The organism is Butyrivibrio hungatei DSM 14810 (genome assembly GCF_900143205.1).
In the GTDB taxonomy this organism is placed as follows: domain Bacteria; phylum Bacillota; class Clostridia; order Lachnospirales; family Lachnospiraceae; genus Butyrivibrio; species Butyrivibrio hungatei.
Genome location: NZ_FRDH01000004.1, coordinates 184,727 through 199,045, shown reverse-complemented (window position 1 = coordinate 199,045; position 14,319 = coordinate 184,727). Strand labels below are relative to the sequence as shown.

9 protein-coding genes and 2 pseudogenes are annotated in these 14,319 nt (G+C 45.5%); all 11 read right to left on the bottom strand.

Annotated elements, in window-relative coordinates; translation table 11 throughout:
* Window positions 1-5: 5 nt before the first annotated feature.
* The 11 genes and pseudogenes from BUA02_RS04950 to BUA02_RS04900 all read right to left on the bottom strand — a co-directional run bounded on the left by BUA02_RS04950 (window position 6) and on the right by BUA02_RS04900 (window position 14,136).
* Window positions 6-494, bottom strand: coding sequence for a hypothetical protein (locus BUA02_RS04950; RefSeq protein WP_026667053.1), 489 nt, complete (start codon window positions 492-494; stop codon window positions 6-8).
* 60 nt (window positions 495-554) lie between these two features.
* Window positions 555-2,456 (bottom strand): CD1107 family mobile element protein, encoded by a 1,902-nt coding sequence (locus tag BUA02_RS04945; RefSeq protein WP_080655251.1) that lies wholly within the window; start codon window positions 2,454-2,456, stop codon window positions 555-557.
* Window positions 2,434-2,745, bottom strand: coding sequence for a hypothetical protein (locus BUA02_RS04940; RefSeq protein ID WP_034486893.1), 312 nt, complete (start codon window positions 2,743-2,745; stop codon window positions 2,434-2,436). The genes BUA02_RS04945 and BUA02_RS04940 overlap by 23 nt, the downstream gene beginning before the upstream one ends.
* A gap of 9 nt (window positions 2,746-2,754) precedes the next feature.
* Entirely contained in the window at window positions 2,755-5,232 is a 2,478-nt protein-coding gene (locus BUA02_RS04935) for a CD1108 family mobile element protein (RefSeq protein WP_034486935.1), read from the bottom strand.
* Complete coding sequence (locus BUA02_RS04930; protein WP_051638784.1) at window positions 5,213-7,792, bottom strand: VirB4-like conjugal transfer ATPase, CD1110 family; 2,580 nt, start codon at window positions 7,790-7,792, stop codon at window positions 5,213-5,215. Before BUA02_RS04930 ends, BUA02_RS04935 begins: the two co-directional genes overlap by 20 nt.
* The gene (locus BUA02_RS04925) at window positions 7,716-8,147 is read right to left on the bottom strand and encodes a PrgI family protein (protein ID WP_027215725.1); all 432 of its coding nucleotides are present in this window, start codon (window positions 8,145-8,147) and stop codon (window positions 7,716-7,718) included. The genes BUA02_RS04930 and BUA02_RS04925 overlap by 77 nt, the downstream gene beginning before the upstream one ends.
* Window positions 8,148-8,166: 19 nt before the next feature.
* Window positions 8,167-9,039 carry a VirB6/TrbL-like conjugal transfer protein, CD1112 family gene (locus BUA02_RS04920; protein ID WP_026667050.1) on the bottom strand — a complete coding sequence of 291 codons (873 nt, stop codon included), beginning with the start codon at window positions 9,037-9,039 and terminating at the stop codon, window positions 8,167-8,169.
* Window positions 9,040-9,056: 17 nt separating this feature from the next.
* Window positions 9,057-9,155 (bottom strand): annotated as a pseudogene (locus tag BUA02_RS04915) (Maff2 family mobile element protein); the annotation flags it as partial.
* A 148-nt stretch (window positions 9,156-9,303) separates the two neighbouring features.
* Window positions 9,304-11,193: a group II intron reverse transcriptase/maturase gene (gene ltrA, locus BUA02_RS04910; protein WP_143147381.1), complete on the bottom strand. Its 1,890-nt coding sequence runs from the start codon at window positions 11,191-11,193 to the stop codon at window positions 9,304-9,306.
* A 765-nt stretch (window positions 11,194-11,958) separates the two neighbouring features.
* Window positions 11,959-12,072, bottom strand: a pseudogene (locus tag BUA02_RS04905) (Maff2 family mobile element protein); the annotation flags it as partial.
* Window positions 12,073-12,378: 306 nt separating this feature from the next.
* Window positions 12,379-14,136 carry a VirD4-like conjugal transfer protein, CD1115 family gene (locus BUA02_RS04900; protein WP_416386384.1) on the bottom strand — a complete coding sequence of 586 codons (1,758 nt, stop codon included), beginning with the start codon at window positions 14,134-14,136 and terminating at the stop codon, window positions 12,379-12,381.
* Between the last annotated feature and the right edge of the window lie 183 nt (window positions 14,137-14,319).

Genomic DNA, 14,319 nt, shown 5'->3' with positions numbered 1-14,319 from the left:
CCTCCTTATAAAGAAGCTTCCTTTGACTTGGTGGCAGTCTTCTGAGGAGCATCGTGCTTCTGCTGTGATACTTCCGCCTTTTTCTCGGAAAGCCTGTCCTTAAGAGATTCTCTCGGCTTTTCCTCCTGTTCCTTGCCTCTGGACTTATAAAACTCCACCATGCCCTTCAGATCTCTGTTGGATACCTTGGTCTTTTCAGTCTCCCAGATCTTTTTTCCATCTGCGCCCTCACCGACGCAGTGATCCTTGCGTACTGTGGTATGGCCATCAGCAGGTAGCTTCATCCACATGCCCTTACCATACTGATCCTCATGCACCGCATTTGACCTTGCTACAAATGTTGCCCAGGGACTATGATCATTTTCATCCTTGTTAGGAATAAGGATCTGCTTATACTCCTTGCCGTCCTTACCCGTAAAAGGCTCTCCGACACATCCCTTGCCAAACTTGATGGTGATCTCATCCATCTTCTTTTTTTCTGCTGTCTGTTCCATAAAACTCATTTCTCCTTTCAAAAGATGACGGAGAGGTTATCCTCTCCGCCGTAAATGTGTTTATTCATCTTTTTCTGATACATCTGCTGCGCTCTCCTCTTCCGTATCAGCTATTGTTGCATCTTCCATATCCTCCGCCGTAGGAGCAGGTCTGTCTTTCTGTTCTTCTGTAGGTTCAGGATAATCTGCCGCATCATCGGCATTATCAAACCAGGCGTCATTAGGATCCTTTTCCTGCTCATCCGCATCGTCTGCATATACTTCCTCTTCGGCTTCTTCATCTTCATCCTCGACAAAATCGCCGTCCTGCTTTTTCTTAACTACCTTGAAATAATATGCAGCCCCGATCACACCGCCGCCAAAGATAGCCATGATGATATATCCCAAAATCGGATTGCTCTTAACAGGCTCTTCCGGCTCCTCTTCGGCAGGCTCTTCCGGTTCAGTCTCCTGTGGTTCCTTCGGTGTCTCAGTAGGAGTCTCAACTTCGTGGGTATCGTCGATATCCGTATTGTTATTAGGCAATGCGCTCTCCGTCACAGGGATCTGCGATTCAAGAGCCGCTGAGTTCTTAGGCAGAGTCTCCGAATTATCTGTTGTTACATTAAGCAGGTCATTCTCCGTGATCTCTGTCAGGAAATAAACCATCTCCTCCTGTCCGTCACGATCAATGATCAGATAAAAGACCTTGCCGCTTGCAGCTTCGATGGTATAAAACTCTTTTCCAAGGTTCATATCCTCGCCGTTCTCTCCATCTGATAAAGCAGCCTCCTCTGCATCAGCCTTGGCAAACTCGGCTTTTTTCTGCGCCTCGGGAGATGTATTGGTGCTGGTTGAGGTACTTGTAGTGCTTGTCGTATTTCCATTACTGTCAGTCTTTGTGTGATCTGTAACCGTTGCGGTCGCACTGGAAGGCTTCGTAGCCTCCGCACTTGCAGGAAGCTGTTCTGCCGGATTACTGTCATCATCAGAGTTAGGATCCTTGTAGTAAGGATTCTTTGTCTTATAAACCTCCGATACATTCCCGGCATTATCCATGGCTGTGATCGTGAAATACTCATAGCCTGCATCGAACTGGGAAAGCCTGATATTTACGGTTCCGTTCGTAACATCAGTAAACTCATATCCGTTCACATAGATAACCTTTACGCCGGAGTCATTATCGGATGCCTGGATAGTGAGAAGTCCGTCCGATACCGCCGCATTCAGCGTAGGCTTGCTTGTATCAAAGCACTTGATGGAACGGCTTCTCTCATAGCTCTTATCATTAGCATCCGTCACAAGCACATATACGGTGCAGTTCTCGGAAATCTCAAGGAACATATCCTCTGTTACATCGTTGTAGCTGCCATTCTGTCCGATCTTTGCTTTCACGGACTTTATGGCAAAGTTCCCTGTATCAAGGATATCTTCGACCTTAAAAGTGACCTTTGCAGATGTACCGCTTGAGTACCATCCCGAAGGAGTATTGATCGTAATCTTTACGCTCGGCTCCTTATATGCGCAGTCCTTATAGTTCTGACTACATACAGGGCAGTCCTTGTTGTAATCATACTGGCTGCACTTGTGGTCACAGATACACTCAGGTTCCGGCTCAGGTGTAGGTTCAGGAGTCGGTGTGGGATCATCTTCTCCAGTCTCACCACCGTCCTCACCATCCCCGGATTCATTTTCGGAGGCGCTGTCTCCTGTGTTGGAAGTATCCTCGGCATCGGAATTATCCCCGCTCGAAGGATTTTCAACTGTTGTATCTGTTCCTTCATCTGTAGAACCTCTATCTGAAGCATCATCACTTGATGACGAATCATCTGTAGTTCCTGCTTCATTACCTGTCACGCTCTCTTCGGCATATACCGATACCGCCGTGGAACTGTTCGCAATGAATGCCCCGACCGGCAGTGCAAATAGCATCACCGATAAGATCAGCGATGCAATAATCCTAACTGATAACTTTCTTTGCATTTTCGTTTGTCTCCTTTTCATTTTCTGCATGAAAGGCCCCGCCTTCATCGGGCGGGGTCTGTTTTACTTCCTTATCCCTTGCAGCTATCATGTCCGCAACCTCTTTTTCAGAAAGGCTGTTAAACAGTGCCAGCTGCTCCGGTGTTATATGTTTCTTTCTAATGATCTTCATCGCTTCCGCATCATCCGCTTCCTGTTCGAGTCTTGCCCAGTATTTCTCACGTTCGGTGTAATACTCTTTCTTCTCGGCGGCATGAATACGGTTTTTCTTGATTGTTTCTCTTTTCATCTTGCCTCCTTAATGTCCCGGCAATCTGCCAAATGCGTAGAAATGGCTCTGCCAGTATGGTGTGTTAATGGAAGAGTATTTGATGGGATCGCCTGCATGGATCATCTGACCATTGCCGGCATAGATACCAACATGGGTTACCGGATTGCCGGAATTGTATGTACCTGTGAAAAAGATAATATCCCCGGCTCTCGCTTCTGATGCGCTGATATGCTGGCACTGGTTATAGATGCCCTGCGCTGTGGTACGTGGCAGATTGTAATATCCGCTGTGAGTCACCACATAGCACACAAAGCCCGAACAGTCGAAGCTCGTTGAAGGACTACTACCGCCCCATACATAAGGGTATCCGAGATAGTTCTCCGCTTCTGCTATAAGTGCAGCTACATCGCCACTGCCACCGATAGGATCTGTCGTGCCATAAATGGATCCGTTACCGTTTTCAAAATAGAAAAGCGGATTATAATACTCTCCATCTGATAAGCACTCCAGATGTAAGTGGCTTCCCGTTACGGCTCCCGTACTTCCGGTCTTGCCTATAATCTCTCCATGCCTTACTGTCTGCCCTGCGCTGACATTCATACTTTCAAGATGCGCATACTTCGTAGTAAAGCCTTTTGAGTCCGTGATCACGATATAATTCCCGTAATCATCGTCATAGGCTGCCGTGGTAACTGTTCCGTCATGCCCGGCATAAACCTCTGTCCCTTCCGGTACTGCGATATCAATGCCCCTGTGGAACTGATTCTCTCCGGTAATGGGATTCTTCCTATAACCGTAATAGCTCTTTATAAGGCTGTACCAGTCCGTATCAAGAGGCGTGTAAAACTGCTGTAATGCACCGTTGGTCTGCTGATATGCCGCATATAACACGCTCGCATCATCATTCCCGGTAAGACGCTCCGAAACGATATCCTCCAAAGGCTTTCTTGTAAGCTCCACATCAAGGATCGTAACGGTATATTCCTCTTCCACTTCTTCCTCTTCACCGGTTTCCTCATTCGTAACAGTTACCGTGCGGGTTCGTGTCTCTTCCCTTGGTGTAAGGGTCAGCTCATACATCTCATCAAAAAGCGATTCGATCTCCGCCTCACAGTCCGCTGCCACCACATCAACCTTTATGGCTGACAGGTAATTGATCAGCGTAAAAGGGTTATGCCCGATTTCTTCCAGGTTATAGTTGTACTCATCATAATCGGGATAATCTTCCTCGATGCTGTCTATGGTGTTCTGCAATGCCATTTCCATTGAAGTCATGGCTTCATCCGATGCATCAAGCTGAGCTGGCTGACTCTGATAGCTTCCTGCCATAGTAGCTGACAAGCCACCGTTAAGTATGGCAGAACAACTTGATATACCTGCGGCTATAAGCATAAAAAAGAGTCCGAACAAGCCTATTGTCGCTATCGCTCCGATATGCTTCCTTGCGAACTCTGCTACTTTTCTAGCCATGTTTGTGGTTGTTGTTGCCGCTTTTTTTGCATATCCGGCAGCCTGCTTTGCCTCAGTCGTTCCTTTCTTAAGTGCCTTGGCATACTCACGCTTGATACGCTGCTTCTGAAGACGCTTCTGTATGGCTTTCTTTTTGACCTCCGGGTTTTCTTCCAAATACTTTTGATATCTGAAGTTCACCTCCGCCTTGAACTGCTTCTTTTCAAGAGCCGCTACCTTATTGCTTCGCTTTGCCTGTACGCCGTGCTTTATATTTCTCGCATGAACGATAACGGCTTCACCGGCCTCTTCTGTCCTGTGGGCAGCTTCAACACCGGAGTTATCCTTTTCATCCTCCGATATCTTGTCATGCACCAGTCCCTGCGCTTCCATCATCGCCCTGCGGTTTGCGGCAGTTATGGGATTATCACTCTTCGGCTTCTTAAGTACCTTATTGGTCTGAAGCTCATAAGTTACTTTCCCGGTCTTTTCATCGAAATGCCGCACCAGCCTGTACTCCTTACGCTGTGGCAGCTTCTTTCTCGCCTTCTGGGTTTTGGCACCAGCTTTTTCCACTTTCTTTTCAAGCATCTCAAGCTTATGGCTCTTTGCTGTCTCGGCTCCTGCCTCTTCCACAAAGTCGGTCTTTCCATGGAAATCTCCATCTGACTGTATAAAGCTGTCCTTTACCCTTACACGGCTCTCATGCTGCCTGTGCTTACGGAGTGCCCTTGTTTCTTCACGCTGAGAAGCATACTCGGTATTTTTATCATCTTCATTCTCATGTTTTTTAAAGAATTCCTGATTGACCTTTCTGCTCTTTTCTTCTGCCTGGGAAACCGTATTTGCAGGCGTAGCATTAAACATCTCCTGTGCTTCGCTTACAGCCTTACTTTTTACGGCACTGCCCTTACCTCTTCCATCAGCGGATCCCGTAGGACCCGCCCGTGCTTTCTTAAAATCTCCGGCATCGGCTTTCGCATCAAATCCCTCGGGTTTTGCCCCGGTTATGTCCGATACTGCCTTCCTTGCCGTATTATTCTTTTTCTTCGCCATCTGCATCATCTCCCTTGTCAGCAGTATGTTCCTCTTCCTCCTGTGGACGAGTGTTCATGATCGCATACGTCTTGGTGTCTGTCGGATACCTGTCCGCAAACGGAATGACCACATCATTAAAAAGAATGAGTCCGCATCCGGATTCAGAGTTTGTTACATACTGGAGCTGCTTCTCAGAAAGTCCTAGCTTATCTGCCAGGATCACCTGATCCTTTGCGTTCTGGTTAAGGAGATAAACAAAGTCCGAGTTACCAAGGATACCCTCGATTTCCTCCGAACGAAGGAAGTCTCCCACGTTCTGCGTCAAACCTGTGGGAATACCGCCCCACTTTCTGAAACGCTTCCAGATCTCCACTGAATACTGCGCTGTCTGCTTATCTCTTAAAAGCAAGTGAAACTCGTCACAGTAGTAACGGGTAGCCACCCTGCGCTCACGGTTACGGGAAACCCTGTTCCATACCGCATCCTGCACTATCAGCATTCCAAGTTCTTTCAGCTGCTTTCCAAGGTCTCTGATATCAAAGCAGACAATACGGTTCTGAGAATCCACGTTTGTCCTGTGATTGAAATAGTTCTGAGAACCATGCACATATAAAACAAGGCTGTTTGCGATACGAACCGCTTTCTGCTTTGCATCAATGGCAAGCTCCTCCGATACCGCTTTGTCCGGCTCATACTTTACGAGAGCATTGTAGAGATCTTCCAATATCGGCATATTCTCCGGTCTCGGGTCTTTGAAATACTCATCATAAATACCCTCGATACAGCGGTCGATGATACCTTTTTCATCATTGGCAAGACCTGTTTCCCCGCCTGCGATTGCATCACAGAGCGTGATCAAAAAGTCTGACTTAAGCTTAAGTGCCTCCCTGTCATTCTTATGGGAAAGCTGTATATCCATAGGATTCAGATAATCCTTTGAATTGGTCGCAAGCTTAACCACCTCACCGCCAAGTGCCTTTACAAGCGGGTAATACTCACCCTCTGGATCACAGATCAAAATGTCATCCCTTGATACAAGGAAACTTCCAAGGATCTCTCGCTTTGCAGAAAATGATTTGCCGGAACCGGGCGTACCTAAGATTACGCCGTTCGGTGTACGAAGCTTCTTACGGTCTGCCATAATCATGTTGTTGGAAAGGGCATTCAGCCCGTAATACAAAGACTGTCCCGACTGGAAAAGCTCCTGCGTATTGAACGGTACAAGGATCGCCAGGTTCTTTGTGATCAGATGCCTGCCCTCTTTCGTTTCATTGATACCGATGGGAGCTGCGGCATTCATGGCCACCTCCTGCTTGTACTGAAGGTCGATAAGCCTACAGTTTGCCTGCTGAATGATACCCGATACTCTCTGTGACACGCTTTCCAGTTCCTTCTTGTTTCTACCAAAGCTCGAAATCAGGATCGTTGTCCAGATGAGCTTCTGATTGCTGGTATTCAGATCATCCAAAAGCTCCATAGTATTCTTTTCATACAAAACGATATCCGTAGGAAGAATGTCCATGTCATATCCGGCACGAACCGCTTTTTTCTGCTCGTCGATCTTTGTTTTCTGAACATCCGACAGTGCTCTTTTTAAGAGCTTGATAGCTTCTGTTGGCTCAATGGTCCTCATATGGATGGATATAGAGATATTGCTGTCTATATCCAAGAGCCTCTTAAGCAGCTCGTCATTGAGCTTCGGGGATATGATGTCAAGATACTTCGTAGCTCCAAACATATGCCCCATCTTATATCTGCCGGGGAAACGGAACTCAAAGCCCTGCGGTGCGATATAATCCTTTACCGTGTTGCCGGACTCTGCCATTTCCTTAAATGAAAAATGGAAAGGTTCCATCTTGTCCTGATTGAAAAACTCATACAGGACTCTTAATCGTTCCTTTCCGTCGAGACACTTCGCATTGGTACCAAGGTTTTTGAGGTTCTTTATGATATCTGCCTCAAGGCTTATAAACCTCTGTCTTGCTTCCTTGATATTCTCCGCTTCAATGCCGAAAATGATATATTTGCTCTTGATGACTCCGTTATTCCCCTTTGCAGACAGGCTCTTTAACATATCCGAAAACTCCTCACGAATATCGTCGAACTTATCTCCCTGGGGAGAGATCTCAAACTGTGCCGCCAGCGTCTCCTCATTCACATGCCTGTTAAAGAGGAAGATCTGAAAGCTGATGGTCGGATCAAAATAGTTTATGAGCTGTGAATACAACCCCAGTATATCCGCCCTCTCTTCCTCATCCAGAAGCACATAGTTCAGATCATAAAACTCGATCATCTTAGTGTAATAATTCTTTCTAACCTTGCAGATGCCATCCTGGTACATCTTGTCAAAAGTTATGGTCTGCTGTGTGGAAATCTGCTTGCCGGACTGACCATTATCTCCGGAGAGCGTTTTCTTAAGCTTTTTCAGCTTTAAGAACTCCGCAAGCGTAAGTCCCGTGAATCTCTCAAAGATTGATTTTCCTGCCTTTGTCTGCAGCTTATTATTCTTCGGATTCTTTGTGCTTTTCTGAGACTTTGCCGTAACGCTCTTCTTTCCACTTTTTTTGCTTGCATTCAAGAGCTTCCACCTCCTTTTCCATAGATTCTCTTTCTCTTAACTGCTCGTAGAGGTTTTCCACCTTGTACCTTCTTATCCCGGGCCGGATGAATTTCATCTCAATAACCTGCTTCAAATACTGCTCCGCAGGCACTCCGTCCTTTTCATACATTGCTATAAAGAAGAACGGGAGCATGACTGCCACCATCATGAGGGCAGCCACGTCCGTCCCGATTACCTTTCTTGTCAGAAGATAAAATGGTACTCCCACCACGGCAGCCGCTCCAAAGCAAATAACCTGACGCTTTGTGAAATTCCCGATGAATTTCGACTTGATCGCCTTCGGGTCCTTTGCCACATCAACTGCGATTGCCATGTTTTTAGTCACCTCCGTTCTACGACGCGTGAAGGATGCTCTTCGCAAGTGATCCGGTCTTAAACAGGGAGAAGCACAGGACAACGGTATAAGCCATTACCTGCCAAAGTGCCGAGTGCAGATTTGAAGCCACTGCCACAGCATTTACAAGGACTGCGTAGATTGCCACGCAAACCATAATGAAAAATCCCTGGAAAGCCAGTGCTATGCATCCTTTGATATAGTTTGACCCGATGCTTCCCCACTCCCTGTTCACAAGGGTTGCAAAAGGCATCGGCGCTACCGAAACATAAAGATAGATTTCAATCATGCGCCCGTATAATATGACGGTGATCAAAACGGACATGATCTTCATACAAAAGCTGCAGAACATCGTTTCTATGCCAAGACCTATCAGCTCGCCTATCTCCATGGTTGACAGCTGTGACGAAAACATTGACTGAATCGTGGCTCCCACATCAAGCGAAGTGGAACCCGTGATGGCACTGGCAGCCTCACTTACCATGTGACCACCCACATCGAAGATCGCCATAACGATATCCGAGGTCTTGCTAAGCAGCATTACTGCTATGCAAGCCTTGAAAAGATATCTGAAGAAAAGGCTCGTATCGAATTCATGCATGTTGTTCTTGTCTATTACCATCGTTATCAGCTCGTAACACAGCACATAGGTTATGATGATCCCGGCTATCGGTATGATGACCGTATCTGACAGGTTTTTGATCATATTGAAAATACCTGCGTTCCATGCGCTGGGAGTCTGGCTAACCTCTCCGGCGATTGTTCCTACCTTTGTATTCACATCGGTAAACATTCCTTCGAGGTTAGACATTACCCAACCTTGCAGCATTTCCTTTATGAGTTCGGTAATCTTTTCAACGATAGTGTTCATCTATCGTGATTTTCTCCTTATGAAAAGAGAGAAGTAAGCTGAGGGATCACCGTCTGGGCGATGATTACGATACCTCCGCCCGCCATCAGCTGCTTGATTCCCTGAGATTTAGCACCAGATAGCGATAGGTAAGACTTTGATATTATCTCCATCTTTTCCCCCGCTCCACACCGTGCGTGCGGCTTTCACCGCACACGGCGTTCCATCGAATTCAGTAGCACAGGGTTTTAAACGTAACTTACACACTTCTTTACAGCGTAAAAATCAAAGAATAGTAATAGGTGGCATATCTGCCATAACACGAAGCTTGTTCAGCTTAGCAAGTTTTGAATTATCTAAATTAAGGGGATTAAGGTATCTGTTAATGGTTTCATCATTCTTAGCATGGATAATCACATGAATGTCCTTTGTTACCAATACAAGATTGTTGTATTCGTCGGTACCGCCAAGACTGACAGGTAGCTTGTGATGACAGTGAATGTCATGTGTTTCCATGTGGACTCCCGTAACAGCGCACTTGCCATTTTGGGCAGCATACAGTGAGATTCTATTGTCTGCATACTCAACAGATTTGCCTCTGACAGGATTCCTCATAAGCCACAACATTGTGCTTGTGTCTATATCCAAGTTCTTATGGATAAGCTGTCTACCCTCTGCCGTGTACTTATTTACAGATTTCTTCTTGTGCTGAGCATGTTTTGGCTGTGCATATCCTATTGGCACAATAGGTCTGCCTCGCAAAAATCTTATCTGTTTGCTGTTTCCATATTTTTCTTTGATGAACCCATTTCTCAGATGTCCATTTTTAGATATGTCGCCCCTAAGCCTATTTCTCAGCTGTTTATTGATACTAAATGCAAGCCGTCCGAAATCATCCACCGTATCGGTAGCGATACAGTAGTATTCATGAAGTCCCGCAACCACAGAGTTATATTTCTGTAGCTGTATGAACTGAGCATCTTCATTAGGTACATGCTCAAGGTCATGCACTTCCTTTGACAGCTTTTTGTGCGCTGATTTAAAAGCTTTGTCGCAAATATGCGACCTGACGACATATTTCTTACCCTTTTTACGGACTTTCAGCTTAAAACCAAGAAACTCAGAGTATTGCCTTTTCAGATTTACTACCTTGGATTTTTCTGGGCTTATATCAAGTCCAAGTCTGTCCTTTAGCCATTTTTCTGTAGCCTTGTAGGCTCTGACCGCTTCATCATGTGATGCACAGAAGATTTTGAAATCATCTGCATATCTGACAGCGTGCATCTCTTTAAGTCTGCTCCCCCTTAGTGCCCTATAAACATGGCTCTTTATTTCTGTACCCTGTGCATTACTCCTTGTCTTAAACGTAGTCTTTGTCGGCATTAGCTCCCATTGAGAAGCTATCCACCAATCAAGTTCGTTAAGAGCTATATTTGCAAGTAACGGTGACAGGAATCCTCCCTGTGGCGTTCCCTTGGTAGGATAGGTTACTTTACCATTAGGCAACACCACTGGTGCTTTGAGCATTTCTTTTATGATGCATAAAAGCTTTTTGTCTCTGATACCTAGCGTCCATATCTGACGCATGAGTTTCGTGTGGTTGATGTTATCAAAGAAGCCTTTGATATCAAGGTCTACAACATGATACATGTGCTGTACCTGTATAAGCCTCATGCATTGCGCTATTGCCGTTTCAGCTGAACGATTTGGGCGAAACCCATTAGAATTCTCGCTGAATTTAGCCTCACAGATAGGCTCTAGGACTTGCAACACGCATTGCTGTACCACTCTGTCAACTATTGTCGGTATTCCCAAGGGTCGTGTTTTACCATTGGGTTTTGGTATCTCCACTCGCCTCACAGGTCGTGGATGATAGTTGCTGAACTGCTTCCGTATCAACTTTACGTACTCTTCCTCACTTAGTTTTGCGAGATTTTTAATAGTACGCTTATCGACTCCTGCTGTATCACTACCAGAGTTTTTCTTTATTGTTCTGTATGCTAGTTTTATATTTTCCTCACTTTCGATGATCTCCATGAGTTTTGAAAAGGTTTTACCCTTTTTGCTGCCTGCATACAGCTTGTCAAAAGTAGACTCCATGTCATAATACTCAGCATTACGGAGTTTTCTTTGTTTTGGTTTCTTTGCTTGCTGCTCCGAAGTCAACACAGGCATCCTCTCCTTTCGGTTTGGATTTTCTTTGTCTTACTCGAAGCTGTGTTTGTTACATTTTCATTTTTTTGTTTTCTGAATTCGACTTGTGGCTATCCCTCCACCGCTTACTTGTTCACGGTTTCACAGGTACTGTGCCACTACTCTCACTGAGATAAAGAATGGTTATTGCCCTCTCACGAAGGTATTCCCATTCAACACATCATTGGCTTGCAACAGCTTCCATGTTCCCAGCTTTCCACGTTCCGATATTCCTATCATTGGATACCCTTAGGTCTCTCCTCTAAGCCTGTGCCTAGTCATGCATTACCGCACCGCCTGTAACGATGCATGGGCTTTCATAACAACCATTTTTACTTACCCACAGACACCACCATTTAAGGTGTACTGCCTTTTGACAGTATTAACGTCTAGACTCGTACATTCAGAGATTCGTCAGTGTTCTTCACACATACTGACCATAGATATCCGACCCCCGGCATATAGGTAGCACCATCCACCTCTGGACAGCTTTCGTACATAGTCTGAAAACTATATTTACGGCTACTCTCTGCCGACTTCACCGAGCTCTATAACACTTTTGGGGAGAGTCGTTGCATACTCTCTGCCATTCGGAGTATTAGGGGTGCGCTTCAAGGCGTTACCCTATCATTTCACAACTCGGAATATCAGTTATCCTAGGTTTTTTCAAGCTCTTAGGCTTTTCGACCTAGTCTCTAAGCTTTTACGCCATTCATAAAATGAACGACCTTAGAAACGTGTCGCACGGTTATCGTTACCATAGCCCTCCAGCAAGTTGATGATTCCCCATACGGCTACACCTGCGCCGATGGCGGTTACGACGGTTTTAAGGGCTGTTACGCTATTAGTAAAAAATGCCATGATTTTGTTTAAAACTGACTTTTTAAGCCAGTTTTTCCTCCTTCCAAATTTGTTAATTGATTTTTGATAGTTACTTTTGGAAGGCATAAAAATACCCTGCTTCATCTATCCTTTTTATATGCGATATCGCACATATCTGATAAAATGAACGCAGGGTTTGGTTATGCCATTCCCGCTTGAGGCAGATGATGATGTTTGCTTGGTAGGCGCTCATCGTCTGCTTCCTTTATGGGTGGAATCCGCATCAGGTTTATCCGCAAGGATCCGTTTAGCTTCATCCTATGAAGTTGTAAGTGTGGCTCCGGCTCAGGTTTGGGATTTCTCCTCCTTCTCGCCTTGTACCTGTTCAATTTTTCCTGTTTCGGCATCATATTCAAATGCCGCATCCATCTTGTCCTCCGGCTTAACCACCGCATGACAGAGGTTCTTGACATATTTTTCAATGTCAAATTCATTTTTCTTGTCATAATCGGACAGCTTCTTGTACTGCTTATGCTGCGTTATATCGTATTTATCTGAGAAAAAAGGTCTCACGCCTCTCAGCTGCATGATACATTTCCCACCGTCCATGACTGCTATCTCATCCTGGCTCATGAGTTCTTTCCCGGTCTTCTGATAATTCAGACCATAGGACTGGCTTGTACCTCTTGTGTCCGAGGTATTATAAAGGTCAATGGTTTCTTTACCAAGGATTTCTGCCATTTCTTTCAAGGTCGTTTTTTCCTTGCCTCCCAAAAACAGGGTCGTGTCGCAGTTGCCTTCGATGGTGTCCGCATTGTCCTTATAAATAGCCTTGAGCTGGGACTTCGACTGTAAAATAATAGAAGCCGATATTTCACGCGATCTGATGGTCGCTATCAGCTTCTCGAACTTTGGGATCTGGCCGATATTTGCGAACTCATCCAACAGGCATCGCACATGGATGGGCAGTCTCCCGTTATAAACATTGTCTGCAATTTCGCAAAGCAGGTTAAACAACTGGGTGTACATGATACTGACGATAAAGTTGAAGGTATCATCAGTGTCGGAGATAATTACAAACAATGCCGTCCTCTCAGTACCCAGCTTATCAAGCTCCAGTTCATCATAACTGGTAAGCTCCCGAAGCTCTGCGATATCAAACGGAGCAAGCCTTGCACCGCATGAAATCAAAATACTTTTCGCTGTCTTGCCGGCGGCCAATTTATATTTTTTATATTGGCGCACGGCGAAGTGATTCGGCTTCTCTGCTTCAAGCTCATCAAAGAGCAGATCCACAGGGTTTTTGAAGCTTTCATCATCCTCTCTTGCCTCACTGGCGTCGATCATGTCAATCAGCATAGAGAAATTCTGTTCCTTTTCCGGAGCCTCATACCAGATAAAGCCAATGTATGCCGTATATAACAGCTTCTCGGCTTTCACCCAAAAATCTTCCCCGGACTGCTGGCCCTCTCCCTTCGTGTTTACTATGATCGTGTTTACCAGTTTTAAGATATCCTTCTCACTACGGATGTAGGCGAAGGGGTTATAGTGCATGGAGCGTGCAAAGTTTATTGTGTTCAGGACCTTAATTTTGTATGGCTGATAGACAGTCTTTCCCTTGTCATCCTTCACCACGGCACCGTTATCATCTAAGAGCGGAATGCCCTTTTTAAGCATCCTCCCGCACTCAACCAAAACCGTGCCTTTCGGGTCGGTAACTACATAGGAACTATGCATCTGCATCAAATTCGGCTTCACGAAAAAGCGGGTCTTTCCGCTGCCACTTCCACCTATGACCAGGATATTTTTATTCCTGGCATACTTGGGTGAGCTTGGTCTGCCCGACATCATCAGCCTCTCCGATGCTGTTAAGATGATATTGTTCTCGAATACCGGATCCATATATGGCTCGATATCCTTGGCATTTCCCCATCTTGCGCTGCCATACTCCACTCCGTGTCTGAACTTTTTGGCATTCTTCGCCTTGAAATACACGATCAGGCGAAAGCCAACTCCACACGCTACTCCAAAAAGCAGATCCATTGGATTGAAACTCGGCAAAGGATTTGCAAAAGCTTCTCCCAGCCTTGAAGCCGTATCCATAAGTCTTGGAAATAAATCTCCCTCGACCTGTCTGAACATCCATGCTGACTTATCACAGAAATATCCTACGATAACATAGGGAATGCTCATACGGATCAGCTTATTCTTATCCGTGCCTTTCATCTTTTTCCGCAAGGATTCGGGTATGTTCTTTAAATCCTTTAAGATTCCGTCTACTACCTT

Bases quoted from the DNA above. Each gene is read 5' to 3' on its own strand.
- BUA02_RS04900 (WP_416386384.1), bottom strand. From the start codon at position 14,136: ATGGATACGGCTTCAAGGCTGGGAGAAGCTTTTGCAAATCCTTTGCCG.
- ltrA (WP_143147381.1), bottom strand. From the start codon at position 11,193: ATGCCTGTGTTGACTTCGGAGCAGCAAGCAAAGAAACCAAAACAAAGA.
- BUA02_RS04935 (WP_034486935.1), bottom strand. From the start codon at position 5,232: ATGGCGAAGAAAAAGAATAATACGGCAAGGAAGGCAGTATCGGACATA.
- BUA02_RS04950 (WP_026667053.1), bottom strand. From the start codon at position 494: ATGGAACAGACAGCAGAAAAAAAGAAGATGGATGAGATCACCATCAAG.
- BUA02_RS04925 (WP_027215725.1), bottom strand. From the start codon at position 8,147: ATGGCAATCGCAGTTGATGTGGCAAAGGACCCGAAGGCGATCAAGTCG.
- BUA02_RS04920 (WP_026667050.1), bottom strand. From the start codon at position 9,039: ATGAACACTATCGTTGAAAAGATTACCGAACTCATAAAGGAAATGCTG.
- BUA02_RS04940 (WP_034486893.1), bottom strand. From the start codon at position 2,745: ATGAAAAGAGAAACAATCAAGAAAAACCGTATTCATGCCGCCGAGAAG.
- BUA02_RS04945 (WP_080655251.1), bottom strand. From the start codon at position 2,456: ATGCAAAGAAAGTTATCAGTTAGGATTATTGCATCGCTGATCTTATCG.